The organism is Pseudomonas sp. AM14(2022) (assembly GCF_036346455.1).
GTDB classification, from domain to species: Bacteria; Pseudomonadota; Gammaproteobacteria; order Pseudomonadales; family Pseudomonadaceae; genus Aquipseudomonas; species Aquipseudomonas putida_A.
Map to the genome: position 1 here is coordinate 1 of NZ_JAOTNY010000001.1, position 23,310 is coordinate 23,310.

A 23,310-nucleotide genomic window follows, 5' to 3' on the forward strand; every position below is an offset into this window, starting at 1 on the left:
CTCCTGAATCTGCCGTCAACCGTTAATTTCAGTTTTCTTTCAACAACTTACAGATCGGTTAAAAAACGCACAAATCCATCTATATATAGGCAGGAAACAGCCTTCTTCTATATAGAAGCGATACTCAAAGCACTCCATCAGCCTTGAGTGCCTCTACCGCGCCAGCGCCCAGACCCAGCACCCGCTGCAAAACCTCCAACGTATGCTCGCCTAATAAAGGAGGCGCGCGAAGATACTCGACCGGCGTCTGCGACAGCCGGATCGGACTCGCCACCTGCGGGACCATCCCCGCCAGTGCATGCGGCAGCTCTATCGCCAACCCCCGCGCCTTCACCTGCGGATCCTCAAACACCTGGGACAGATCATTGATCGGCCCACACGGCACGCCCGCCTGCTCCAACTGCGCCACCCATTCGGCGGTGGTCTTGAATACCGTCGCCTGGCGGATCAGAGGAATCAACACCGCGCGGTTAGCCACCCGCAGCTTGTTAGTCGCGAAACGCGGATCATCCGCCCACTGCGGCTGGCCCGCTACCTCGGCAAACTTGCGGAACTGGCCGTCATTGCCAACGGTAAGAATGAAATCACCGTCGGCCGTCGGGAAGTCCTGATAAGGCACGATGTTCGGGTGTGCATTACCCAGACGTTTCGGCGCATTGCCGGTAGTCAGGTAGTTCATTGCCTGGTTCGCCAGGCATGCGACCTGTACATCCAGCAAAGCCATATCGATATGTTGCCCGCCGCCATCGTGATCACGATGAGCCAGCGCCGCCAGAATCGCCACGGTCGAATATAGCCCCGTAAGAATGTCCGTCAGCGCCACTCCCACCTTCACCGGCCCGGCGCCTTCATCACCTTCAGGGCGACCGGTCAGGCTCATCAGCCCGCCCAGCCCCTGGATCATGAAGTCATAACCCGCACGCTTGGCATACGGCCCGGTTTGACCGAAGCCAGTGATCGAGCAATAGATCAGATCCGGATTGATCGCCTTCAGCGACTCGTAGTCCAGCCCATAGGCAGCCAGCCCGCCGACCTTGAAGTTCTCGATCAGAATGTCCGACTTCGCCGCCAGCTCCCGTACCAGGTTCTGCCCTTCAGGCCGAGTGAAGTCGATCGTCACCGATTGCTTGTTGCGGTTGGCCGACAGGTAATAAGCCGCCTCGCTGGTGTTCTCACCATAAGCGTCCTTAAGGAACGGCGGCCCCCAGGCGCGCGTATCATCGCCATTGCCCGGACGCTCGACCTTGATCACCTCGGCGCCAAGGTCGGCGAGAATCTGTCCGGCCCACGGCCCGGCCAGCACGCGCGATAAATCCAGTACCCGCAGATGCGACAGCGCGCCCATGGTCGTTCTCCTATTAATAGAACGCCTGCAGACCGGTTTGCGCGCGACCGAGGATAAGCGCGTGAACGTCGTGGGTACCTTCATAGGTATTCACCACTTCCAGGTTGACCAGATGACGGGCCACACCGAACTCGTCAGAGATACCGTTGCCACCCAGCATGTCACGGGCCATGCGAGCGATATCCAGCGACTTGCCACAGGAGTTGCGCTTCATGATCGAAGTGATTTCGACCGCCGCAGTGCCCTCATCCTTCATGCGCCCCAGACGCAGACAGCCTTGCAGGGCCAGAGTGATCTCGGTCTGCATGTCGGCCAGCTTCTTCTGGATCAGTTGGGTAGCGGCCAATGGACGCCCGAACTGCTGACGATCGAGGGTGTACTGGCGAGCGGTGTGCCAGCAGAACTCGGCAGCTCCCAAGGCTCCCCAGGAGATGCCGTAGCGTGCGGAGTTAAGGCAGGTGAACGGGCCCTTCAGGCCGCGCACGTCCGGGAAGATGTTTTCTTCCGGCACAAACACGTTGTCCATGACGATTTCGCCGGTGATCGAGGCGCGCAGGCCGACCTTGCCGTGAATCGCCGGTGCGCTCAGGCCCTTCCAGCCTTTTTCCAGTACGAAGCCACGGATGTCGCCGGCATCGTCTTTGGCCCAGACTACAAATACGTCGGCGATGGGGCTGTTGGTGATCCACATCTTGGCGCCGGTCAGGCTGTAGCCGCCGTCGACTTTGCGCGCACGGGTGATCATCGCACCCGGGTCGGAACCGTGGTTTGGCTCGGTCAGACCGAAGCAGCCGATCCATTCACCGGAGGCCAGTTTCGGCAGGTATTTCTGTTTCTGGGCTTCTGTGCCGAATTCGTTGATTGGCACCATTACCAGCGACGATTGCACACTCATCATCGAGCGGTAGCCGGAGTCGACACGCTCCACTTCGCGAGCAATCAGGCCGTAGCTGACATAGTTCAGGCCGCTGCCGCCGTACTGCTCAGGGATGGTCGCGCCGAGCAGGCCGACTTCGCCCATTTCGCGAAAGATCGCCGGGTCGGTTTTCTCATGGCGGAAAGCTTCAAGCACGCGGGGCGCCAGGCTCTGCTGAGCGAATTGGGCGGCGGTGTCACGGATCATGCGCTCTTCTTCGGTGAGCTGTTGATCCAGCAGCAGGGGATCGATCCAATTGAAGCTAGCTTTACCGCCCATGAGTGTGTCCTCGCAAATCGGTGAATTAACGTGGCATTGATCCTAGGCCCGGCTCGCCTACGGGGCAAACGAGGATTTCGCATCCTGTTGTGCTAATTTCTCACTCCGAAACGTCGCTGAATGCCTTTTATGCGGCGCATTAGTGAGGTTGACGTACATGCGCAGGAAGATACCCAGCACCACGGCCCTGATCAGCTTCGAAGCCGCCGCTCGCCACGAAAGCTTTACCAAGGCTGCCGAAGAACTTTCCCTCACCCAAGGCGCCATTTGCCGACAGATCGCCAGCCTTGAGGAGTTCCTCAGTGTGGAGCTTTTCCGGCGCTCGCGACGTGGAGTGAAGCTGACGGAAGCGGGACTTTCCTACAGCCGTCGGGTGGCCACGCAACTGGACGCCGTCGAGCGCGACACGCTCTCGGTGATGGGCCAGCAAGGCACCAACGTGATCGAACTGGCGGTGGTGCCGACCTTCGGCACGCAATGGCTGCTGCCACGGCTCAAGGACTTCCAGCTCAAGCACCCGGAAGTGACGGTCAACCTGACCAACCGCACCCGCCCGTTCCTGTTTGCCGACACTGATTTCGACGCGGCGATCTACTTTGGCGATGCCGATTGGTCGGGTACCGAATCCCACAGACTGATGGGCGAAAATCCGATGCCGGTGTGCAGCCCCACCCTACTCGGCAGCAGGGCACAGTTGACTCCTGAGGAAATCGCCGAGCTGCCTCTGCTGCAGCAAACCACCCGTCCCTACGCCTGGCGCCAATGGTTCAACTCGCAGCACCTGAACATCCCACGCGACATGACAGGCCCGCGCTACGAGCTATTCTCCATGCTGGCCCAGGCGGCCATGCACGACATGGGGATCGCGCTGATTCCACCGTTCCTGATTCGGCGCGAACTGGCCGAGAAACGCTTGGTGATCGCCAACCCGAATGCGCTCTCCAGCATCAAGGCGTATTACCTGATGATTCCGGAGCGAAAGGTCGAATCGGCATCACTCAAGGCTTTTCGCGATTGGCTGGTCAATCAGGCAAACAGCTACAGCCTAGAAGGATAAAGGCCTACAGCGATTACTAACCCGGTAGTCAGGAAAATCAAAGCCCTACAGATATAAGTATTTGTCGCAAAATCACAGACTGTATCCGAAAGTCGTACAGACGTCCCACAAGCGCCTGAAGACGTGGCTTTGAGCCTTCATCCACGACTCATTACGGCCTATTCACGCCACCGATGAGAAATTTTTTCAAATTCAGCCAGAATCCTTGCAAGGCACGGCCTGCAAGGGATTCAACTGGCCATCTGCGACATTCGGTCACGGGATGACTTGTAGTTAATTTTCCGTCACCCGTCATAATCCCTTGAAGGGCATAAAGTTCGCCTGCAAAATGCCGCGCCCCGCCCTGATTTGGCGGGATCGTGCTGATCGGCCGCCCCAGTCGCACCATCCGCAGTGCCTGGGTTTACTCAATAAGATCACGCAGGAGATTTGACGTGCACATTGGTGTTCCTCTCGAAACCCAGACCGGTGAAACACGGGTTGCTGCAACCCCGGAAACCATTAAAAAGCTGATCAGCCAAGGTCATAAGGTCACTGTGCAAACCGGCGCCGGCGTTAAAGCCAGCGTTGTCGACAGTGCCTATGAAGCGGCGGGCGCAACCATTGGCAGTGCCAACGATGCGTTCGGCGCCGAGCTGATTCTCAAAGTGGTCGCCCCCAGCGACGCCGAACTGGCGCTGATCAAGCGCGGTACGGTGCTGGTGGGCATGCTCAACCCCTTCAATAACGACACCATTGCCAAAATGGCCGAGTGCGGGATCACTGCGTTCGCCCTTGAGGCGGCGCCGCGTACCTCTCGGGCGCAGAGTCTCGATGTGCTGTCGTCGCAGGCGAACATCGCCGGCTACAAGGCGGTGTTGCTGGCTGCGCACTACTATCCGCGCTTCATGCCAATGCTGATGACAGCTGCGGGCACCGTGAAAGCGGCGCGCGTGCTGATTCTCGGCGCCGGTGTGGCCGGGTTGCAGGCGATTGCCACGGCGAAACGTCTGGGTGCGGTGATCGAAGCGTCTGACGTGCGTCCGGCGGTGAAGGAACAGATCGAATCCCTCGGCGCGAAGTTCGTCGATGTGCCTTACGAGACTGACGAAGAGCGTGAATGCGCGGTGGGTGTCGGCGGTTACGCGCGCCCGATGCCGGCGAGCTGGATGCAGCGTCAGGCCCAGGCCGTGCACGAACGCGCCAAGCAGGCCGACATCGTCATCACCACCGCACTGATCCCGGGCCGCAAGGCGCCGACACTGTTGAGCGCGGACACCGTGGCGCAGATGAAGCCGGGCTCGGTGGTCATCGACCTCGCGGCAGCTCAGGGCGGCAACTGCCCGCTGACCGTCGCCGATCAGGTAGTGGTCGAGAACGGCGTGACCATCGTCGGCCCGACCAACCTGGCCGGTGAAGTCGCTGCAGACGCCTCGGCGCTATACGCCCGCAACCTGCTGGACTTCCTCAAGCTGGTGTTCACCAAAGAAGGCCAGTTCGACGTCAACCTCGAAGACGACATCGTCGCCGCGTGCCTGATGTGCCGCGACGGCCAAGTCATCCGCAAAAACGCCTAAGCAGGGATTCAGACGATGGAAGAGCTTATCTCCCCCGGTATCTACAACCTGATCATCTTCGTGCTGGCGATTTATGTCGGTTATCACGTGGTCTGGAACGTTACACCTGCGCTGCACACGCCGTTGATGGCGGTGACCAACGCTATCTCGGCAATCGTGATCGTCGGCGCCATGCTTGCCGCTGCGCTGACCGTCACGCCGCTGGGCAAAACCATGGGCACCCTCGCCGTGGCACTGGCTGCGGTCAACGTGTTTGGTGGCTTCCTGGTCACCCGCCGCATGCTTGAGATGTTCAAGAAGAAAGCCCCGAAAGCAAAAGAAGAGGCGCCGAAGTAATGAGCATGAATCTCGTCACGACGCTCTACCTGATCGCGTCGATCTGCTTTATCCAGGCCCTTAAAGGCCTGTCGCACCCGACCACCTCGCGGCGCGGCAATCTGTTCGGCATGCTCGGCATGGCGCTGGCCATCCTCACCACCATCGGCCTCATCTATAAGCTGGGTGCTGAGCTGGCAACTGCCGGTATCGGCTATGTGATCGTCGGCCTGCTGATTGGCGGCACTGCCGGTTCGATCATGGCCAAGCGCGTTGAAATGACCAAGATGCCGGAGCTGGTTGCGTTCATGCACAGCATGATCGGTCTGGCGGCGGTGTTCATCGCCATTGCTGCGGTGGTTGAGCCGCAATCGCTGGGCATCGTCAAACATCTGGGCGATTCGATCCCGGCGGGCAACCGTCTGGAGCTGTTCCTCGGCGCGGCGATTGGTGCAATCACCTTTTCCGGTTCGGTGATCGCCTTCGGCAAGCTCTCGGGCAAGTACAAGTTCCGCCTGTTCCAGGGTGCGCCGGTACAGTTCGCCGGTCAGCACAAGCTGAACGCGGTACTCGGTCTGGCGACACTGGTGCTGGGCGTGACCTTCATGCTCACCGGCAACCTCGCCGCGTTCGCGCTGATGCTGGCTCTGGCGTTCGTGATGGGCGTGCTGATCATCATCCCGATTGGCGGCGCCGACATGCCGGTGGTGGTGTCGATGCTCAACAGCTATTCGGGTTGGGCGGCAGCAGGTATCGGCTTCTCGCTGAACAATTCGATGCTGATCATTGCCGGCTCTCTGGTGGGTTCGAGCGGTGCGATCCTCTCGTACATCATGTGCAAGGCGATGAACCGTTCCTTCTTTAATGTACTGCTTGGCGGTTTCGGCAACACGGCCGACGCAGGACCTGCCGGTGCGAAAGAAGCCCGTCCGGTGAAATCCGGTTCGGCCGACGACGCAACGTTCCTGCTGACCAACGCCGACACCGTGATCATCGTCCCGGGTTACGGCCTGGCGGTGGCCCGTGCGCAGCATGCATTGAAAGAGCTGACCGAGAAACTGACCCATCGCGGCGTGACCGTGAAGTACGCGATTCACCCGGTGGCCGGTCGCATGCCCGGGCACATGAACGTCCTGCTCGCCGAGGCCGAAGTGCCTTACGACCAGGTGTTCGAGATGGAAGACATCAACTCCGAGTTCGGCCAGGCCGACGTGGTGCTGGTACTCGGCGCCAACGACGTGGTCAACCCGGCCGCCAAGAACGACCCGAAATCGCCGATTGCCGGCATGCCGATTCTCGAAGCGTTCAAGGCCAAGACCATCATCGTCAACAAGCGCTCGATGGCCAGCGGTTATGCCGGTCTGGACAACGAACTGTTCTACCTGGACAAGACCATGATGGTGTTCGGCGACGCGAAAAAAGTCATCGAAGACATGGTCAAAGCGGTCGAGTAATCCTCCGCAGTTGCACCGGACGCCCCGACTTGTCGGGGCGTTTTTGTTTGCGCAAACCGTCGGACAATTTGCCGCGTTGTTGCAGATCCAGTAACGGTGTTTTACTTCAAACCCGCTAAATAGACGCCTCGTTTGCGACCTTGGTAGCGGGACAGGCGCCCGCGAAATTCACTAGACTGCGCATCCTGCTACTCGCTTCCCGAGAAATAATCCATGTACCGTGACCGTATTCGCCTGCCTTCGTTGTTGGATAAAGTGATGAGCGCCGCCGACGCCGCCGCGCTGATTGAAGACGGCATGACCGTCGGCATGAGCGGCTTCACCCGCGCGGGCGAAGCCAAAGCTGTCCCTCACGCACTGGCCGAGCGAGCCAAGGTCACGCCGCTGAAGATCAGCCTGATGACCGGCGCGAGCCTGGGCAACGACCTCGACAAGCAACTGACCGAGGCCGGCGTGTTGTCGCGGCGCATGCCGTTCCAGGTCGATAGCACCTTGCGCAAGGCAATCAACGCCGGCGAAGTGATGTTCATCGACCAGCACCTGTCGGAAACCGTCGAGCAACTGCGCAACCAGCAACTGAAGCTGCCGGACATCGCGGTGATCGAAGCCGTGGCCATCACCGAGCAAGGCCACATCGTGCCGACCACCTCGGTGGGCAACTCGGCGAGCTTCGCGATTTTCGCCAAGCAGGTGATTGTCGAGATCAACCTGGCGCACAACGCCAACCTCGAAGGCCTGCATGACATCTATATCCCGACCTATCGCCCGACGCGCACGCCGATCCCGCTGGTGAAAGTCGACGATCGCATCGGCAGCACCGCGATCCCGATCCCGCCGGAGAAGATTGTCGCCATCGTCATCACTCAGCAGGCGGATTCGCCGTCCACGGTGTCGACCCCGGATGTCGACACCAATGCCATCGCCGAGCACCTGATCACCTTCTTCAAGCAGGAAGTCAATGCCGGGCGCATGACCAACAAGCTCGGCCCGTTGCAGGCCGGGATCGGCAACATCGCCAACGCGGTGATGTGCGGCCTGATCGATTCGCCGTTCGAAGACCTGACCATGTACTCCGAAGTGCTGCAGGACTCGACCTTCGACCTGATCGACGCCGGCAAGCTGAGCTTTGCGTCGGGCAGCTCGATCACTTTGTCGGAGCGGCGCAACAGCGACGTGTTCGGCAACCTGGAGAAGTACAAGGACAAACTGGTGCTGCGCCCGCAGGAAATCTCCAACCACCCGGAAGTGGTGCGTCGTCTGGGTATCATCGGTATCAACACTGCGCTGGAGTTCGACATCTACGGCAACGTCAACTCCACCCATGTCTGCGGTACGCGGATGATGAACGGCATTGGTGGCTCGGGCGACTTCGCGCGCAACGCACACCTCGCGGTGTTCGTGACCAAGTCGATCGCCAAGGGCGGCGCCATTTCCAGCGTGGTGCCGATGGTCAGCCACGTTGACCACACCGAGCATGACGTCGACATCCTGGTGACCGAAATCGGCCTGGCCGACCTGCGCGGCCTGGCCCCGCGCGAGCGCGCCCGGGTGATCATCGACAACTGTGTACACCCGGACTATCGCCAGGCGCTGAACGACTACTTCACCGCAGCGTGCGCCATCGGCGGCCATACCCCACACATCCTGCGAGAAGCCCTGAGCTGGCACATCAACCTGGAAGAAACCGGACGCATGCTCGCGGTGTAATCACACAGTCAAACCGCTGATGCAAACACAGTTTGTGTCAGCGGATTTTTTAACCCGCCACATCTGGCAAAAACTGTACTGCTGTACCGGTTATTTCCTACAGATTTTGCCTACCTCCTTCCTCGAATTGAGCAAAAACGCACCACATTAGTGCTGACAGGTACAGTTTGCTCAATTTCGACCCGTACACCCCCTATAAACAGTTAACTGGTCACTCACAATACAGTTGAACTGTATCTAGAGAGACTAGGCAAACGAGAGGATCATGGGCACCAGTTAAACCACTACCTGATCCCGCCACAAGCGGAAGGATGTCAACCATGGAACGTACACTCAGTTCCGAACTGTTCTTCGAAGACAAAGCTGCAAAAAACCAGGTTTCCCTGCCTCTGCGCGTTATCGCCAACCTGATGTTGTGGCAGCGCCGCATCTCCAGCCGCCACCAACTGGCTCGTCTGGATTCGCGTCTGCTGGCTGACGCCGGTATCAGCGAAGCACAACGCTACGAAGAGCTGAGCAAGCCGTTCTGGCGCTAAGTAGCGTCGCTGGCTCTGGTCGTCAGACCCACCGCCAGCAACCCGAATTGAACACACAAGACCCGTCGCGGGAAACCGCGACGGGTTTTGTCGTTTCAGGGTTCGAAAATGCCCGTACAGCAGAATAATCAAAGTACAGGTACAGTTCTCAATAAACAAAATCTGAACCAGTACAATTTTTCATGAGTGTATCTGCTCGCCAAACTGCATCGGGCGCAGCATGTCCTTAACCCTCCTCGGTTTAAGGAAAACGCCATGAAAGGCTTACAGGATGTTTCGACAGCTTCGACTCTACCCCGCGCTCACTCGCACCCGTTGCGGCGCTTGTTTCGCCCCCTGTGGCAAGGACTGGAGCGCGCCAGGACGCGGCGCCTGCTGGCTCAACTGGACCAGCGCGACCTAGCGGATCTGGGCCTCAGCCATGCCGATCGGCTCAGAGAACTGGAGAAACCCTTCTGGCGCTAGCATTCTGCCCACTGTCAGAACCTCGCGCGCAGGCCTAATATCCACGCCAGAACGTGGCGAATCTTCTGTAACCCGCGTCTGACTCATCAGACACAAGCCACCTCTCAATACGGTTTACTATCAGGAGATCCACCATGTCCCGTCTTCGCCTGCTCAGCGCTGCCGCCTTGCTGGCCGTGGCTGCCAACGCCAGTGCCTCCAGCTTCATTGTGACCACCGACGCCGTGGTTGGCGCGCTGAAATCCTCCTCGGACGCCACCTCCGATGTCAGCTCTTCGCTGCGTGACAACAAAGTCGTGATCGCTGCCCGTGACGACGCTGCCAGCTTCGTCGCCAGTGAAGGCCAGATCCGTGGCGTGAAACTGGAAAGCGCCCTCGACCTGATCCGCCATCAGGCACCGCAACTGAACGCGACCGACTTCCAACTGGCGCAAGCCATCCTCGCGATCTGATCCGACGATGCCGCACGGGGCACGCCAGTCGTGTCCCGATGTTTCGCCGCTGGCTCTGGCCCGGGCATTTGCGCTAGCCTTGAGGCTCGTTAACCGTTACCGAGTCTCATGCGTTTATTCAAACTGCTTTTCCCTTCTGTGTTGATCAGCGCCTTCTGGGCGACCTCGGTCGATGCCTTTGATGTCTCCACACAAAACACCGTGGTCAGCGTTTGGGCGACCGGAATGGTGTCTTCCGCACCATTCGACCGTAAACTGATCATCGCCGCTCACGATGACGCGGCGGCGTTTGTTGCCAGTGACGGTCAATTGCGCGGCGCGCAGCTCGAATCCGCCCTGCATTACTTGCGCAAATCCCGACCAAAACTTCATGTCAGCGACCTTGAACTGGCACAGGCAATTCTCGTCCAATAGTTATCATGATCCCTCGTTAACATTGCCCTCCGGAGTCGTTCCATGCGTAGCCCGCTGATTGCTGCCGCCCTTGGCCTGTTTTTGTTGGCCGATGTGGCCCAGGCACACACCCTGGTAGCCACCAGTAACATCATCGTTCGTGCCTCCCAGCGCACCATCGATTTCACCTCCGATACCACGACGTCGATTCGCGATTCGAAAATCATCCGCGAAGCCCACGACGATGCAGCCAGCTTCGTTGCCACCAATGGCGATATCCGTGGTGCGCACCTGGAGGCCGCCCTCAATACCTTGCGCACGCGCGTGCCGGAAGCCCGCGACGCCAGTGATCAGGTGCTCGCCGAAGCCATCCTCGCCCTGTGAAGTCACTCGGCGCCTGGCTACTGGCCGGGGCGTTGTTGCTGCTTGGCAACAGCGCCCACGCCAGCCTGCAATTGCGGCTCAAGACCGACGGCCTGAGCCCCGCCCAGCAGCAGGCCAGCCAGGCGCTGCTCGATGAAGCCATGCACAAGTTGCCGCCCAGCTTCGTCGAACAACTGGACCGGCGCATCGATGTCGGCTGGACCGACGACATGCCCGGTAACGCCTACGGCCAGGCGACCCTGGTTGCCGAGCTCGACCTGAACCGCAAACTGCTCGCCGGCCTCACCGACGGCAGCGCGGCCAACGAGAAAACCAATCGCCCCCACGGCACGGTGCGTCAGGAACTGCTGGCAACGGTGCTGCACGAACTCACCCACATTTACGATCGCGCGCGTCTGTGGCCCGCCGCCGAACGCACGCTGATCCAGCGCTGCACTCGCCGCAGTAACAGCGCCGGCCTGGTCGGCATTCCCGATGAGTGCCGTGGCCAGACTGAACGACGCTTTACCCTCAGCGATGATCCACGTCTGCTCGATCTCGCCGGCTGGCAACAGTACGTCGGGCGCCGCGGCGAGCGTGAACAGCACAACCGTCAGGTGGCCCGCAGTCCGGACCTGTATGAGATCTCCAGTCCGAAAGAGTTTGTCGCGGTCAACATGGAGTATTTCCTCCTCGACCCGAGCTACGCCTGCCGCCGTCCGGCGCTCTATCGCTACTACAAGGCGCGCTTCGGCTGGGCACCACCGGCCAAAGACACTTGCAGCAACACTTTCGCCTTTCTCAACGCCGGCAATGACTTCGCCAAGCAGCCCTTGGGGCAGGTCGATCCGGAGCGAGTGTATGCCGTCGATTATCTGCTGGCCGAAGCCAACCAGAACTGGGTCAGCCGCTGGGGTCACAGCATGCTGCGCCTGGTGATCTGCGCACCAGGTCGCCCGCGTGGGCCGGATTGCCGGCTCGACCTTGATCAGCATCTGGTGCTGTCCTACCGCGCCTTTGTCGGCGACGTGCAGCTGTCAAGCTGGGACGGACTGGTCGGCAAATATCCGTCACGCCTGTTCGTCCTGCCGCTGGCGCAGGTGATCGACGAATACACCAAGACCGAACTGCGCAGCCTCGCTTCAGTGCCGCTGAATCTGTCGCGCACGGAGATTGAAGAGGTGGTCGAACACGCCGCCGAGATGCACTGGAGTTACGACGGCAACTACTTCTTCCTGTCCAACAACTGCGCCGTGGAAAGCCTCAAGCTGTTGCGCAGCGGCAGCAATAACAAGCAACTGATTGGCCTGGACAGCATCATGCCCAACGGTTTGCTGGAAGTGCTCAAAGGCCGTGGCCTGGCCGACACCAGCGTGCTCGACAATCCCAAGGAAGCGCTGCGCCTGGGTTATCGCTTCGACTCGTTCCGCGATCGCTATCAGGCGATGTTCGATGTGTTGAAAAAGCAGCTGCCGATCAAGCAAACCAGCGTCGAAGATTGGCTATCGCTGTCTGCCGAGGAACGTCGCCAGTGGTTCGAACGTGCAGACCTGCGCACCAGCGCTGCATTGCTCCTGCTGGAACAGGCGAGCTATCGCCGTCAGTTGCTGCTGGCCCAGGACGAGGTCAAGCAGCGTTACCTCGGCGCTCGGGAGCTGGAAAACGGCGGCATGGACAAGGCCAACGCCACCCTGCAGGAAATTCTCGCCAACAGCGGCTTCCTCAGTCGTCCGGCGGAACTGCTCGACAGCCGCGGCTACGGGCTGCCGCAACCGAGCGAGTTCAAGCGCCTGCAAGACGAAAGCGCCCAACGCCAGAAACAACTGCTGGCGCTGAGCGGCGATCTGGACAAGGAAGTGCGCAAGTTGCTGGAACCCAAGCGCGCGGCCGAAATTGCCGCCAGCGAAGCCAACGTGAAGCAGATCGGCGAGCATCTACGCAAACTGCACAAGGCGTCCGGCGGACTGGAATTGCCCTGAAAGCAAAAGATCGCAGCCTGCGGCAGCTCCTACAGAGATAAATGTAGGAGCTGCCGCAGGCTGCGATCTTTTTATTGCCTGTAAATCAGTACAAAACGCCATCCAGAATTTCGTAAACGATCCCGGTACCCACTGCGATCAGCACGATATCGCCCCCGGCGCGGCGCCACTCATAACCCGGATAAACCGGCAGACGACTCAGCGCCCGACCGTCCAGCCGCTCGCCGTAATACCCGTGCGGTAACGGCCGGCCGCGTTCCAAATGGATTCCCGGAGGTGGCGGTGCGCCGCGCACGAAGTAGCCGTGATTGTCGCGAATGGTCTGGCGTACCGGGCCGAAGTCGTGTGGCGGGCCGCCACGGTGGTCGTTCTGCAGGCCACGGTGATCGTCACCACGGTTATCGTAGTGGCCCTGCTGCGGGCCGCCGTGGTCATGATCATCGCGTGGATCGGCGCTGGCCAGCAGCGGCGTCGCGCTGAGCATCAGCACGCCCAGTCCGGCAATCAGACGTTTCGGCATTTTCATCAAGTCTTCCTCACTGCACCAACAGCAAAAAGGGATTCAGAACGTGGTTCTGAATCCCTCGGTCTTGCTCAATTAGGCCGTGATGTGAGGCGCTAATTCCTCTGTATCAGGAACTTTACCTTCAGCTGACGCGGGCCTGACGCACGCCTTCGGACAGCGCCTTGCACAGACCCAGCACGCCATCGACAGCCTGGGCCGGCGTGGTCGCATTGGCGATGTGATCGATCAGTGCCGAACCCACCACCACCCCGTCCGCCAAACGAGCGATGGACGCCGCCTGCTCCGGAGTACGAATACCGAAACCGATGCTGATCGGCAGGTCAGTGTGGCGACGCAAACGGGTGACCGCCTCTTCGACGTGTTCCAGAGTCGCCGCACCGGCACCGGTCACACCGGCCACCGACACGTAGTAAACGAAGCCCGAGCTGCCATTGAGCACTTTCGGCAGACGCGCATCATCAGTGGTCGGGGTGGTCAGGCGGATGAAGTCCAGACCTGCAGCCTGTGCCGGGTCGCACAGTTCATTATTGTGCTCTGGCGGCATGTCGACCACGATCAGACCGTCGACGCCCGCGTCTTTGGCGTCAGCGATGAAACGTTCAACGCCATACATGTGAATCGGGTTGAAGTAGCCCATCAGCACCAGCGGCGTGTCGCTGTTGCCTTCGCGGAACTCGCGAACCATTTGCAGGGTTTTCGCCAGATTCTGCTTGGCGCCCAAGGCACGGATGTTCGCCAGTTGAATCGCCGGACCATCGGCCATCGGGTCGGTGAACGGCATGCCCAACTCGATCACGTCGGCGCCAGCGCCGGGCAAACCTTTGAGGATCGCCAGCGAAGTGTCGTAGTCCGGATCACCGGCGGTGACGAAGGTCACCAGCGCGGCGCGATTCTGTTGCTTGAGGTCGGCAAAACGGGTTTGCAGGCGGCTCATCAGTGTTTCTCCTGCTTCGACTGTTCCATATGGTGCATGACGGTCTGCATGTCTTTGTCGCCACGGCCCGACAGGTTGACCACCATCAGGTGATCCTTCGGCAGTTTCGGCGCACGTTTGAAGACTTCAGCCAAAGCATGAGCGCTTTCCAGCGCCGGGATGATGCCTTCGAGGCGGCAGCACTGGTGGAACGCCGCGAGGGCTTCGTCGTCAGTCACCGAGGTGTACTGGACGCGGCCGATGTCATGCAACCAGGCGTGCTCAGGACCGATGCCCGGGTAGTCGAGGCCGGCGGAAATCGAGTGGGCGTCGATGATCTGGCCATCGTCGTCCTGCAACAGGAAGGTACGGTTGCCGTGCAGCACACCCGGTACACCGCCATTGAGGCTGGCCGCGTGCTTGCCGGTTTCGATGCCGTAACCGGCCGCTTCGACGCCGATGATTTCGACGCTTTGATCATCTAGGAACGGGTGGAACAGGCCCATGGCGTTGGAGCCGCCCCCGATGCACGCCACCAGACTGTCCGGCAGACGACCTTCCTGAGCTTGCAACTGCTCGCGGGTCTCCTTGCCGATCACTGCCTGGAAGTCGCGCACCATGGCGGGATACGGGTGCGGGCCGGCCACGGTGCCGATCAGGTAGAAGGTGCTGTCGACATTGGTTACCCAGTCACGCAGCGCTTCGTTCATCGCGTCTTTCAGAGTGCCGGTACCGGCCACCACCGGGATCACTTCGGCGCCCAGCAGCTTCATGCGGAACACGTTGGCCTGCTGGCGTTCGATGTCCGTGGTGCCCATGTAGATCACGCAGTCCAGACCGAAACGCGCGGCCACAGTAGCGGTCGCCACGCCGTGCATGCCGGCACCGGTCTCGGCGATGATGCGTTTCTTGCCCATGCGCCGCGCCAGCAGGATCTGGCCGATGCAATTGTTGATCTTGTGCGCGCCGGTGTGGTTCAGCTCTTCGCGTTTGAGGTAGATCTTCGCGCCGCCGCAGAACTCGGTCAGACGCTCGGCGAAGTACAGCGGGCTCGGACGACCGACATAGTCACGCTGGAAGTAGGCCAGCTCTTCCTTGAACGCCGGATCTTCCTTGGCCGCTTCATATTCGCGGGCCAGATCGAGGATCAACGGCATCAGGGTTTCCGCCACGTAGCGGCCGCCGAACGCGCCGAACAGGCCGTTATCGTCAGGGCCGCTGCGCAGGTTGGAGGTGTTCGAAGTCTGGGTCATGATGTGCTCCAGGTGAATTCGGGTAAGAAGACAATGGCGTCCACTCTACCCCTGACCTTCCAGGCTGAAAACCGATAAGATCGCCGCAACCTGTCAGGAAAACTCACAGATACCATGAGCCACGACCTTCCCCCGCTGAACGCCTTGCGCGCGTTCGAAGCCACCGCCCGGCTGAACAGCGTCAGCCAGGCGGCCGAACAGCTGCACGTCACTCATGGTGCAGTCAGCCGTCAGCTCAAAGTGCTCGAAGAGCATCTGGGTGTGAGCCTGTTCGTCAAGGATGGTCGCGGCTTGAAACTCACAGATGCCGGCGTTCGTCTGCGAGATGCCAGCGGTGAGGCCTTCGATCGCTTGCGCAGTGTGTGTGCCGAGCTGACGCAAAACACCGCTGACGCGCCGTTCGTGCTCGGCTGCTCCGGCAGTCTGTTGGCGCGCTGGTTCATCCCACGCCTGGGGCGGCTCAACGCCGATCTGCCGGACTTGCGTCTGCACTTGTCAGCCGGGGAAGGTGATCTCGACCCGCGGCGCCCAGGACTCGATGCGTTGCTGTTGTTCGCCGAGCCGCCATGGCCGGCAGACATGCAGGTCTACGAACTGGCCGCAGAACGCATCGGCCCGGTGATGAGCCCGCTGTTCAGTGGCTACCAACGCCTGCAAGCGGCGCCGGCGTCAGCCTTGCTCAGCGAGCCGCTGCTGCACACCACATCGCGCCCGCAAGCCTGGCCGAGTTGGGCACAGCAAAATCACCTCGACGCCAAGGCGTTGAAGTTGGGGCAAGGTTTTGAGCATTTGTATTATCTGCTGGAAGCCGCAGTGGCCGGACTCGGCGTGGCAATCGCGCCAGAGCCGCTGGTGGCCGAGGACTTGAAGGCCGGTCGCCTGGTTGCGCCGTGGGGCTTTTGCGAAACCCCGGCGCAACTGGCGTTGTGGCTACCCAAGCGCGCCGCAGACGGACGCGCCCGGCAACTGGCGCAATGGCTCAAGAATGAGCTGCGCCAGACGGATCACTCGCCGCGCTTGAACAGCAAATAAGCAGCCAGCAGACCGATTGCACCGACCGCCACACCGGCGGTGGTCCAAGGGTGTTCCTGAGCGTAATCGCGGGTGGCGATGCCGGTCTCGCGTGTTTTCACTTTAACTTCTTCATAGGCATCGCTGAGCAGGCTGCGCGAATGTTTCAGCGCGCTTTCAGCGTTGCTCTTGAGCGCCTTGAGGGTCTTGCGCGACTCGTCGGACGCGTCGTCCTTCAGGCTTTCCAACGATTTGAGCAGACTCTCGATCTCGGCTTCCATGCTTTGCAACGAGGCTTTACGTAAAGAGGTGTTGGCCATGGTGGCTCTCCTGCATTGGTGATGAGTGGCGTGTGTTGGTTGGGACTTCAGCGGTTTGAGAAAGTGCAGAAAATCTGAACTTCGCTTGCGCCGCGGCACCGAAATCCACAGAGCAGATTGACTGCTAGTCTCAATTCCACACGTCAATTGCAAACGCCAAGGAGATCGCCATGAGTGACCATCACACGTACAAGAAAGTCGAGCTGGTCGGCTCGTCCACCAGCAGCATCGAAGACGCCATCAACAACGCGTTGGCCGAAGCCAACAAGAGCATCAAACATCTGGAATGGTTTGAAGTGGTCGAGACCCGCGGCCACATCAAGGACGGCAAGGCTGCGCATTTCCAAGTCACACTCAAAGTGGGCTTTCGCATTGCCAGCAGCTGACTTTGGGCTACGCTTCTGAACTTGCGCGCTGGCCGAGTGCCATAGGAATGGCAAAGCGCTACAAGGTGAGTGCATCGGGAGACCTGATGCCCGCCTCTTTTAATCCGACCAGGGAGTGCGACCGATGAAGAAGTTCATATTGGCAGTAGGTTTGTTGAGCCTTGCGGGTGGCGCGTTTGCTGCTGGCAAGCCTTGTGAAGAGCTGAAAGGCGAGATTGCAGCGAAGCTGGATGCCAAGGGCGTTGCAGGGTATTCGCTGGAGGTTGTCGACAAGGGAGCCAATGGCGGAAAAGTTGTGGGCACCTGTGAAGGCGGCACCAAGGAAATCGTCTACAAACGCGGGTGATCGCGATTGAAATGCAAAAGCCGACGCGAAGGCGTCGGCTTTTTTGTGGGCCACTGGTTCCCAATGTGGGAGCGGGCTTGCTCGCGAAAGCGTTATGTCAGCCGACCTCCAGGGTGTCTGACACTCCGTCTTCGCGAGCAAGCCCGCTCCCACAGAAGCCGTATTCCAGAGTCAGCCCTTCATGACTTGGGCCAGCAATTCATAGGAGTGCAGACGATCGGCATGCTCATACAGATCGCAGGTGAAGATCAGCTCATCGGCCTGGGTCTGCTCGACCAGCACCTCCAGCTTCGCGCGGATCTTCTGCGGGCTGCCGACCATCGCCAGACCGAGGAAATCCCCCACCGCCTCGCGCTCATGGGGCAGCCACAGGCCGTCCATGGTTTTCACCGGCGGACGCTGCACCAGACTCTGCCCACGCATCAGCGCGAGAATTCGCTGGTACACCGAGGTCGCCAGGTAGTCGGCCTGCTCATCGGTATCGGCCGCCACCAACGGCACCCCGAGCATCACGTACGGTTTATCGAGCACTGCCGACGGCTTAAAGTGGTTGCGGTAGACGCGAATCGCCTCGTGCATGAAGCGCGGGGCGAAGTGCGAGGCGAAGGCGTAGGGCAAACCACGCTCACCGGCCAGCTGCGCGCTGAACAGGCTGGAACCGAGCAACCAGATCGGCACGTTGGTGCCGGTGCCGGGCATGGCGATCACCCGTTGATCCGGGGTGCGCGGGCCGAGGAAGCGCGCCAGCTCGGCGACGTCTTCCGGGAAATCATCGGCACTGCCGGAGCGCTCACGACGCAGGGCGCGGGCGGTCATCTGGTCGGAGCCGGGCGCGCGGCCCAGACCCAGATCGATGCGTCCCGGGTACAGGCTTTCGAGAGTGCCGAACTGTTCGGCGATCACCAGCGGCGCGTGGTTGGGCAGCATCACCCCGCCGGAGCCGACGCGAATCGTCGAGGTACCGCCGGCCAAGTATCCCAGCAACACCGAGGTGGCAGAACTGGCGATGCCGTCCATGTTGTGGTGTTCGGCCACCCAGAAGCGGGTATAGCCGAGTTTCTCGACATGCTGTGCCAGATCCAGCGAGTTGCGCAGCGATTGCGCCGGGCTGCCGTTCTCGCGCACGGGCACCAGATCAAGGGTGGAAAACTTTACGTCGGACAGTTGCTTCATAAACCTGCGTCTCCGAATGAGGAGGCAGGTTTTTCTTGCGAACGAAAACCTGCCCAATCCATAAGCGTGTTTTATGCAATGAGGGCATATACCCGAGTTTCAATAGCCGCGATGAAATTTCCTACTAAAAAAGTCAACGATTCAACCGGGCTGAACTTTGTCCCGACGTCTATCCTCAGAAGCCTTGCAAGCAAAAACCACGACGGCGCGGCGTTCCGCGCCAGATCTTGAGGAGGCAGACATGGCTATCGTGAAGAAAGCATCCGCGCATTGGGCAGGCGATCTGAAAACCGGCATCGGCTCGATCTCTACCGAGACCGGCGTCCTCAGAGAAGCACCTTACGGCTTCAAGGCCCGCTTCGAGGGCGGTAAGGGCACCAACCCGGAAGAACTGATCGGCGCCGCGCATGCTGGCTGTTTTTCCATGGCGTTTTCGATGATTCTGGGGGATGCGGGCCTGAAGGCCGACAGCATTGATACGCAGGCTGAAGTAACGCTGGATCAGGTGGATGGCGGCTTCGCAATCACGGCGGTGAAGCTGATCCTCAAGGCGAAAATCCCGGGGGCGACTCAGGCGCAGTTTGAAGAACTGAGCAACAAGGCCAAGGAAGGGTGCCCGGTGTCCAAGGTGTTGAATGCGAAGATTACCCTTGAGGCTTCGCTGGTCAGCTGATCAGGCGTTAACTGTACTGACGCCATCGCGAGCAGGCTCACTCCTACATTCGATCTCCAGCGGACACATCAATTGTGAACAATCGGGATCCCCTGTAGGAGTGAGCCTGCTCGCGATGGCAATCTAACAATTACCGCAATCCCGGAAGATGTGAGCGAAGTCAGAACCCGCCCTGCAAAAATATGGTCGAATAAGTGACAGCAGCTTCAGCGCACGCCCGTGCGCGCTGCCCCATGGAGCTTCAGGATATGAAACGTATTGGCTTGGCGATCCTCTGCAGTGCATTGGCCACAACGGTTCTTGCCGCACCGAAAGACTGTGAAGAACTCAGGAAAGAGATCGAAATCAAGATTCAGGCTAAAGCAGTGCCGTCCTACACACTGGAGATCGTCAGCAAGGAAGAAGCCGCAAAACATGACATCGCCATGGTGGTCGGTTCATGTGAGAACGGCAGCAAAGCGATCATCTATCAGAAGAACGACAGCTGAGTCGTCTCAGTTGATGCAGTTGTAGTCGCGATCCTCGGCGACGATTTCACGTTTGGCGTTGTACAGCCGGGCACTCGGGGTGAACCCTAGCGAACGACCTTCCAGCAGATAATGCTGGCCGGCTTCGAAATGGTCGTAGCGGATGTACAGGTAGCACAGCCGCTCGACAGGGCCGGTCATCAGCGCACCGCCGCCACCAAACACCTCGAAGTCAAACCGCACCCGCAGCTCATGGCTGCCAGGCGCGACCTGAAAGAAGCGCCCATCGGTCAGCCGTTGATTGTCCAGGCGCTCGGCCATAAGCAGTTTGCCGCCAGGGGTCGGGGTCGAGAAGTCGACCCAGGCCATTTGCGGATCGACCGGCGGTAACGGGGTCTGGCAACCGGCGACAACGCCGACCGCGAGCAACAACATCAACTTGCGCATGAGGGATGTCCAGGGGTTCAGACCTCCAGCATAGCGCCGATCACGTGCGCTGGCAGCCTGCCGGGGTTCCTTGGCCGACCACATTGCGCTGCTCGTCATAGAGCTTCGCCCATGGCCGGAACCCGATGCTGCCGGCTTGCAATTGATAACGCTGTCCGGCGTTGAATTCCTTGAATGTCAGCTTCAACTGGCAGTCGCGCCACAGTGGCTCGGCGTCGGGGCCGATGTTGGTGGCTTCGACCGGAAACTGATAACGCACCTTCAGCTCATGGCTGCCGGGCTGGACTTCGAAATAACGTTTGTCGACAGTTGCCTTGTCATCGACTTTCAGCGCTTGCAACGCCGTGTCCTGTTGCCGGGCATCGAGATCAATCCAGGCTTGCGAGGGGTCAGGATCGGGCATTCCGAATCCGGCACAACCGGCCAGCGTCAGCAGGCCTCCTGTCAGCAACAACATGCGCATAGCGAAGCTCCAAATGGCGGGATAGTCTTGCGGGCAGACTTTCCAAAGGATTTTTATTTTGAGCAGGCCGCTTCCAAGCCATGGGTTACTTGATCGCGTTTTTCGGATTTTGTTTCCGGGTGTGATGTTTTTGTTGCTCAACGGTTGTTCCAGCGTCAGCTATTACAGCCAGTTGGCCGGGGGTCAGTTGCAGCTGCTGCGGGCGCGTGAGCCGGTGGCCAAGGTGGTTGCCGACCCGAGCCGCGACGCTAAGCTGCGCACGCACCTGACCCAGTCGCAAAAGGCCCGGGACTTCGCCAGCGAACAGCTGCACCTGCCGGACAACCAGAGCTATCGGCTGTACGCCGACATTGGCCGGCCGTATGTGGTGTGGAACGTGTTCGCCACCCCGGAGTTTTCCCTGACCCCGCAGAACCATTGTTTCCCGATCGCCGGTTGCGTGGCCTATCGCGGCTACTACAGCCAGAGCGCCGCGCGCGGCGAAGCGGCGCTCCTGCGTCTGCAAGGCATGGATGTGTCGATTGGCGGGGTCGAGGCCTATTCAACCCTCGGCTGGTTCAATGACCCGATCCTCAATTCGATGATGGGCTGGGGCGATGAGCGTCTGGCCACGCTGATCTTTCATGAACTGGCGCATCAGCGCTTCTATGTGAAGGACGACACCGAGTTCAACGAGTCGTTTGCCACGTTTGTCGAGCAGGAAGGCACCCGCCAGTGGCGGGCGTTTCGTGGATTGCCGCCGGACACCGATGCCAGGCTCAAGCAGCGCGATCAGTTCATTGAGCTGGTGCTGGAAACGCGCTCACGCCTGGAAAAGCTCTACGCCCAGCCGCTGCCGGCTGAGCAGATGCGCAGGGATAAAGCGGCGGAGTTCGAGCAGTTTCGGCGCGACTACCGGGTGACGCGTGACAGTCAGTGGGCCGGGGACAAGCGTTACGACGCTTGGGTGAATATGCCGCTGAACAATGCGCGATTGTTGCCGTTCGGGCTGTATGACCAATGGGTGCCGGCGTTTGCGGCACTGTTCAGAAAGGTAGGGGGGGATTGGGTGCGGTTTTATGTTGAGGTTGAGAAGTTGGGTGGTTTACCCCTTGAGAAGCGCAAGACGGCTTTGAAAGTATTGGCAGATACAAACAGTTGAGTTGATTGAGAAGACGTCATCGCGAGCAGGCTCACTCCTACAGGAGGAACGCATTCCAAATGTAGGAGTGAGCCTGCTCGCGATAGCAATCCAATCAGCGCCGCAGAAACGCCTGATGCAACTCAGCCAAAGTCTCAAAGTGATAAGCCGGCGCTTCGGCACTCAACTCTTCAAAACTGCCAAACCCATAGCCCACTGCCGCCGCGTCCACGCCGTTGCTGCGCGCGCCGATCAGATCATGCTTGCGGTCGCCGATCATCAGCGTATTGGCCGGATCCAGCCCTTCTTCGGCGATCAGGTGCGCAATCAGCTCGACCTTGTTGGTCCGCGTGCCATCCAGCTCACTGCCGTAGATCACCTTGAAGTGTTTGGCGAAGTCGAAGTGCCGGGCGATTTCCCGGGCGAACTCCCAAGGTTTGGAGGTCGCGATGTACAGCTGTCGCCCTTGCCCGCTCAGGGTCTCGAGCAACGGTGTGACGCCATCGAACACACGGTTTTCGTAAAGGCCGGTGACCTTGAAGCGCTCACGATAGAAATTCACCGCCTCCCAGGCCTTGGCCTCGTCGAAGCCATAAAACTGCATGAACGCCTGCAACAGCGGCGGGCCGATGAAGTGTTCGAGTTTGCTCAGGTCCGGCTCGTCGATGCCGAGTTTGCTCAAAGCGAACTGGATGGAACGGGTGATGCCCTCACGCGGGTCAGTCAGGGTGCCATCGAGGTCGAACAGTACGGTCTGGTAATGCATGAGAAATCCTGAGCAGGTGTAAGTCGTTTCAGAGCTGGTCGTAGCCTTCGGCCAGATGCAGATCCTTGAGCTTCACGTAGTTCGCCGCGCTGTAGGTGAAGAAGGCACGCTCCTTGTCGGTCAACGGGCGGATCGGCTTTACCGGGCTGCCCACGTAGAGGAAACCGCTTTCCAGGCGCTTGCCCGGCGGCACCAGGCTGCCGGCGCCGATGATCACATCGTCCTCGACCACCGCGCCGTCCATGACGATGCTGCCCATGCCGATCAGCACACGACTGCCAACGCTGCAGCCATGCAGCATGACCTTGTGGGCGATGGTCACGTCATCGCCGATCAGCAGCGGGAAACCATCCGGGTTGAACGGGCCGGCGTGGGTGATGTGCAGCACGCAGCCGTCCTGCACGCTGGTGCGCGCGCCGATACGGATGCGGTGCATATCGCCACGGATCACGGTCAGCGGCCACACGGAGCTGTCTTCGCCGATTTCGACGTCGCCGATCACCACCGCGGAGGCGTCGACAAACGCGCCTTGACCGAGCTGCGGGGTGTGATTCTGGTACTTGCGAACGGGCACGATAAGTTCTCTCTCTGTCGCCGATAGCTGCGGTGAGTGTCGATTGTAATTAAGA

The 23,310-nt window shown here is 60.0% G+C and carries 28 protein-coding genes; 17 read left to right on the forward strand and 11 right to left on the reverse strand.

Annotated elements, in window-relative coordinates; genetic code table 11:
* Positions 1–124: 124 nt before the first annotated feature.
* Both V3W27_RS00005 and V3W27_RS00010 read right to left on the reverse strand, forming a co-directional pair.
* A complete protein-coding gene (locus V3W27_RS00005; RefSeq protein WP_098966520.1) occupies positions 125–1,345 on the reverse strand; it encodes a CaiB/BaiF CoA transferase family protein in 1,221 nt (406 codons plus the stop codon).
* A 13-nt stretch (positions 1,346–1,358) separates the two neighbouring features.
* The gene (locus V3W27_RS00010; protein ID WP_003220420.1) at positions 1,359–2,540 is read right to left on the reverse strand and encodes an acyl-CoA dehydrogenase; all 1,182 of its coding nucleotides are present in this window, start codon (positions 2,538–2,540) and stop codon (positions 1,359–1,361) included.
* A 157-nt stretch (positions 2,541–2,697) separates the two neighbouring features.
* Between V3W27_RS00010 and V3W27_RS00015 the strand changes: the two genes are divergently transcribed.
* From V3W27_RS00015 to V3W27_RS00065, 11 genes are all read left to right on the forward strand, one after another.
* Positions 2,698–3,597: a LysR family transcriptional regulator gene (locus V3W27_RS00015; protein WP_330205695.1), complete on the forward strand. Its 900-nt coding sequence runs from the start codon at positions 2,698–2,700 to the stop codon at positions 3,595–3,597.
* A gap of 434 nt (positions 3,598–4,031) precedes the next feature.
* Complete coding sequence (locus V3W27_RS00020) at positions 4,032–5,153, forward strand: Re/Si-specific NAD(P)(+) transhydrogenase subunit alpha (protein ID WP_007962844.1); 1,122 nt, start codon at positions 4,032–4,034, stop codon at positions 5,151–5,153.
* A gap of 15 nt (positions 5,154–5,168) precedes the next feature.
* A complete protein-coding gene (locus V3W27_RS00025; RefSeq protein ID WP_003220416.1) occupies positions 5,169–5,489 on the forward strand; it encodes an NAD(P) transhydrogenase subunit alpha in 321 nt (106 codons plus the stop codon).
* Entirely contained in the window at positions 5,489–6,922 is a 1,434-nt protein-coding gene (locus V3W27_RS00030; protein ID WP_027610192.1) for an NAD(P)(+) transhydrogenase (Re/Si-specific) subunit beta, read from the forward strand. Before V3W27_RS00025 ends, V3W27_RS00030 begins: the two co-directional genes overlap by 1 nt.
* A 213-nt stretch (positions 6,923–7,135) precedes the next feature.
* Positions 7,136–8,629 (forward strand): acetyl-CoA hydrolase/transferase family protein, encoded by a 1,494-nt coding sequence (locus tag V3W27_RS00035; protein WP_027610193.1) that lies wholly within the window; start codon positions 7,136–7,138, stop codon positions 8,627–8,629.
* Between the two features lie 320 nt (positions 8,630–8,949).
* Positions 8,950–9,165 (forward strand): DUF1127 domain-containing protein, encoded by a 216-nt coding sequence (locus V3W27_RS00040; RefSeq protein WP_047597093.1) that lies wholly within the window; start codon positions 8,950–8,952, stop codon positions 9,163–9,165.
* Between the two features lie 255 nt (positions 9,166–9,420).
* The gene (locus V3W27_RS00045) at positions 9,421–9,630 is read left to right on the forward strand and encodes a DUF1127 domain-containing protein (RefSeq protein ID WP_027610194.1); all 210 of its coding nucleotides are present in this window, start codon (positions 9,421–9,423) and stop codon (positions 9,628–9,630) included.
* Positions 9,631–9,764: 134 nt separating this feature from the next.
* The gene (locus V3W27_RS00050; protein ID WP_007962831.1) at positions 9,765–10,082 is read left to right on the forward strand and encodes a DUF2388 domain-containing protein; all 318 of its coding nucleotides are present in this window, start codon (positions 9,765–9,767) and stop codon (positions 10,080–10,082) included.
* Between the two features lie 108 nt (positions 10,083–10,190).
* Entirely contained in the window at positions 10,191–10,496 is a 306-nt protein-coding gene (locus tag V3W27_RS00055; RefSeq protein WP_247269499.1) for a DUF2388 domain-containing protein, read from the forward strand.
* A gap of 42 nt (positions 10,497–10,538) precedes the next feature.
* Positions 10,539–10,859: a DUF2388 domain-containing protein gene (locus tag V3W27_RS00060; RefSeq protein ID WP_007911662.1), complete on the forward strand. Its 321-nt coding sequence runs from the start codon at positions 10,539–10,541 to the stop codon at positions 10,857–10,859.
* A complete protein-coding gene (locus tag V3W27_RS00065) occupies positions 10,856–12,817 on the forward strand; it encodes a DUF7844 domain-containing protein (protein ID WP_330205696.1) in 1,962 nt (653 codons plus the stop codon). The genes V3W27_RS00060 and V3W27_RS00065 overlap by 4 nt, the downstream gene beginning before the upstream one ends.
* 85 nt (positions 12,818–12,902) lie before the next feature.
* Here the strand turns inward: V3W27_RS00065 and V3W27_RS00070 are convergent, their stop codons facing one another.
* From V3W27_RS00070 to trpB, 3 genes are all read right to left on the reverse strand, one after another.
* A complete protein-coding gene (locus tag V3W27_RS00070; RefSeq protein ID WP_330205697.1) occupies positions 12,903–13,343 on the reverse strand; it encodes an anti-virulence regulator CigR family protein in 441 nt (146 codons plus the stop codon).
* A 121-nt stretch (positions 13,344–13,464) separates the two neighbouring features.
* Positions 13,465–14,277, reverse strand: coding sequence for a tryptophan synthase subunit alpha (gene trpA / locus V3W27_RS00075; protein WP_135294677.1), 813 nt, complete (start codon positions 14,275–14,277; stop codon positions 13,465–13,467).
* The gene (gene trpB / locus V3W27_RS00080; protein WP_041074734.1) at positions 14,277–15,509 is read right to left on the reverse strand and encodes a tryptophan synthase subunit beta; all 1,233 of its coding nucleotides are present in this window, start codon (positions 15,507–15,509) and stop codon (positions 14,277–14,279) included. Before trpB ends, trpA begins: the two co-directional genes overlap by 1 nt.
* A gap of 114 nt (positions 15,510–15,623) precedes the next feature.
* On the opposite strand from trpB, the gene V3W27_RS00085 reads away from it, so the two are divergent.
* Positions 15,624–16,541, forward strand: a complete 918-nt coding sequence (locus V3W27_RS00085; protein WP_096797305.1) for a LysR family transcriptional regulator — start codon at positions 15,624–15,626, stop codon at positions 16,539–16,541.
* On the opposite strand, the gene V3W27_RS00090 is transcribed toward V3W27_RS00085, so the two are convergent.
* Positions 16,514–16,840, reverse strand: a complete 327-nt coding sequence (locus tag V3W27_RS00090; protein ID WP_003220391.1) for a DUF883 family protein — start codon at positions 16,838–16,840, stop codon at positions 16,514–16,516. The genes V3W27_RS00085 and V3W27_RS00090 overlap by 28 nt on opposite strands.
* 170 nt (positions 16,841–17,010) lie before the next feature.
* On the opposite strand from V3W27_RS00090, the gene V3W27_RS00095 reads away from it, so the two are divergent.
* Entirely contained in the window at positions 17,011–17,226 is a 216-nt protein-coding gene (locus V3W27_RS00095; RefSeq protein WP_027610201.1) for a dodecin, read from the forward strand.
* Positions 17,227–17,350: 124 nt separating this feature from the next.
* Positions 17,351–17,572: a DUF1161 domain-containing protein gene (locus V3W27_RS00100; protein ID WP_027610202.1), complete on the forward strand. Its 222-nt coding sequence runs from the start codon at positions 17,351–17,353 to the stop codon at positions 17,570–17,572.
* Between the two features lie 171 nt (positions 17,573–17,743).
* On the opposite strand, the gene V3W27_RS00105 is transcribed toward V3W27_RS00100, so the two are convergent.
* A complete protein-coding gene (locus tag V3W27_RS00105; protein ID WP_027610203.1) occupies positions 17,744–18,745 on the reverse strand; it encodes an LLM class flavin-dependent oxidoreductase in 1,002 nt (333 codons plus the stop codon).
* 241 nt (positions 18,746–18,986) lie between these two features.
* Here V3W27_RS00105 and V3W27_RS00110 point away from each other — a divergent pair, with 241 nt between their 5' ends.
* Both V3W27_RS00110 and V3W27_RS00115 read left to right on the forward strand, forming a co-directional pair.
* Entirely contained in the window at positions 18,987–19,418 is a 432-nt protein-coding gene (locus V3W27_RS00110) for an OsmC family protein (RefSeq protein WP_034152273.1), read from the forward strand.
* A 248-nt stretch (positions 19,419–19,666) separates the two neighbouring features.
* A complete protein-coding gene (locus V3W27_RS00115; RefSeq protein ID WP_330205698.1) occupies positions 19,667–19,906 on the forward strand; it encodes a DUF1161 domain-containing protein in 240 nt (79 codons plus the stop codon).
* A gap of 6 nt (positions 19,907–19,912) precedes the next feature.
* On the opposite strand, the gene V3W27_RS00120 is transcribed toward V3W27_RS00115, so the two are convergent.
* A complete protein-coding gene (locus V3W27_RS00120; RefSeq protein WP_330205699.1) occupies positions 19,913–20,332 on the reverse strand; it encodes a PA0061/PA0062 family lipoprotein in 420 nt (139 codons plus the stop codon).
* A 40-nt stretch (positions 20,333–20,372) separates the two neighbouring features.
* On the reverse strand, positions 20,373–20,795 hold the full coding sequence (locus tag V3W27_RS00125) for a PA0061/PA0062 family lipoprotein (protein WP_247269496.1): 423 nt from the start codon (positions 20,793–20,795) through the stop codon (positions 20,373–20,375).
* A 58-nt stretch (positions 20,796–20,853) separates the two neighbouring features.
* On the opposite strand from V3W27_RS00125, the gene V3W27_RS00130 reads away from it, so the two are divergent.
* Positions 20,854–21,936 (forward strand): aminopeptidase, encoded by a 1,083-nt coding sequence (locus V3W27_RS00130; RefSeq protein ID WP_330205700.1) that lies wholly within the window; start codon positions 20,854–20,856, stop codon positions 21,934–21,936.
* A gap of 94 nt (positions 21,937–22,030) precedes the next feature.
* Here V3W27_RS00130 and V3W27_RS00135 read toward each other — a convergent pair whose 3' ends face one another.
* Positions 22,031–22,681: an HAD family hydrolase gene (locus V3W27_RS00135; RefSeq protein WP_041074751.1), complete on the reverse strand. Its 651-nt coding sequence runs from the start codon at positions 22,679–22,681 to the stop codon at positions 22,031–22,033.
* A gap of 28 nt (positions 22,682–22,709) precedes the next feature.
* Positions 22,710–23,255 carry a gamma carbonic anhydrase family protein gene (locus V3W27_RS00140; protein ID WP_115988515.1) on the reverse strand — a complete coding sequence of 182 codons (546 nt, stop codon included), beginning with the start codon at positions 23,253–23,255 and terminating at the stop codon, positions 22,710–22,712.
* Between the last annotated feature and the right edge of the window lie 55 nt (positions 23,256–23,310).

Bases quoted from the DNA above. Each gene is read 5' to 3' on its own strand.
- V3W27_RS00005 (WP_098966520.1), bottom strand. From the start codon at position 1,345: ATGGGCGCGCTGTCGCATCTGCGGGTACTGGATTTATCGCGCGTGCTG.
- V3W27_RS00010 (WP_003220420.1), bottom strand. From the start codon at position 2,540: ATGGGCGGTAAAGCTAGCTTCAATTGGATCGATCCCCTGCTGCTGGAT.
- V3W27_RS00015 (WP_330205695.1), top strand. From the start codon at position 2,698: ATGCGCAGGAAGATACCCAGCACCACGGCCCTGATCAGCTTCGAAGCC.
- V3W27_RS00025 (WP_003220416.1), top strand. From the start codon at position 5,169: ATGGAAGAGCTTATCTCCCCCGGTATCTACAACCTGATCATCTTCGTG.
- V3W27_RS00030 (WP_027610192.1), top strand. From the start codon at position 5,489: ATGAGCATGAATCTCGTCACGACGCTCTACCTGATCGCGTCGATCTGC.
- V3W27_RS00035 (WP_027610193.1), top strand. From the start codon at position 7,136: ATGTACCGTGACCGTATTCGCCTGCCTTCGTTGTTGGATAAAGTGATG.
- V3W27_RS00040 (WP_047597093.1), top strand. From the start codon at position 8,950: ATGGAACGTACACTCAGTTCCGAACTGTTCTTCGAAGACAAAGCTGCA.
- V3W27_RS00045 (WP_027610194.1), top strand. From the start codon at position 9,421: ATGAAAGGCTTACAGGATGTTTCGACAGCTTCGACTCTACCCCGCGCT.
- V3W27_RS00050 (WP_007962831.1), top strand. From the start codon at position 9,765: ATGTCCCGTCTTCGCCTGCTCAGCGCTGCCGCCTTGCTGGCCGTGGCT.
- V3W27_RS00055 (WP_247269499.1), top strand. From the start codon at position 10,191: ATGCGTTTATTCAAACTGCTTTTCCCTTCTGTGTTGATCAGCGCCTTC.
- V3W27_RS00060 (WP_007911662.1), top strand. From the start codon at position 10,539: ATGCGTAGCCCGCTGATTGCTGCCGCCCTTGGCCTGTTTTTGTTGGCC.
- V3W27_RS00070 (WP_330205697.1), bottom strand. From the start codon at position 13,343: ATGAAAATGCCGAAACGTCTGATTGCCGGACTGGGCGTGCTGATGCTC.
- trpA (WP_135294677.1), bottom strand. From the start codon at position 14,277: ATGAGCCGCCTGCAAACCCGTTTTGCCGACCTCAAGCAACAGAATCGC.
- trpB (WP_041074734.1), bottom strand. From the start codon at position 15,509: ATGACCCAGACTTCGAACACCTCCAACCTGCGCAGCGGCCCTGACGAT.
- V3W27_RS00085 (WP_096797305.1), top strand. From the start codon at position 15,624: ATGAGCCACGACCTTCCCCCGCTGAACGCCTTGCGCGCGTTCGAAGCC.
- V3W27_RS00090 (WP_003220391.1), bottom strand. From the start codon at position 16,840: ATGGCCAACACCTCTTTACGTAAAGCCTCGTTGCAAAGCATGGAAGCC.
- V3W27_RS00095 (WP_027610201.1), top strand. From the start codon at position 17,011: ATGAGTGACCATCACACGTACAAGAAAGTCGAGCTGGTCGGCTCGTCC.
- V3W27_RS00100 (WP_027610202.1), top strand. From the start codon at position 17,351: ATGAAGAAGTTCATATTGGCAGTAGGTTTGTTGAGCCTTGCGGGTGGC.
- V3W27_RS00105 (WP_027610203.1), bottom strand. From the start codon at position 18,745: ATGAAGCAACTGTCCGACGTAAAGTTTTCCACCCTTGATCTGGTGCCC.
- V3W27_RS00110 (WP_034152273.1), top strand. From the start codon at position 18,987: ATGGCTATCGTGAAGAAAGCATCCGCGCATTGGGCAGGCGATCTGAAA.
- V3W27_RS00115 (WP_330205698.1), top strand. From the start codon at position 19,667: ATGAAACGTATTGGCTTGGCGATCCTCTGCAGTGCATTGGCCACAACG.
- V3W27_RS00120 (WP_330205699.1), bottom strand. From the start codon at position 20,332: ATGCGCAAGTTGATGTTGTTGCTCGCGGTCGGCGTTGTCGCCGGTTGC.
- V3W27_RS00125 (WP_247269496.1), bottom strand. From the start codon at position 20,795: ATGCGCATGTTGTTGCTGACAGGAGGCCTGCTGACGCTGGCCGGTTGT.
- V3W27_RS00135 (WP_041074751.1), bottom strand. From the start codon at position 22,681: ATGCATTACCAGACCGTACTGTTCGACCTCGATGGCACCCTGACTGAC.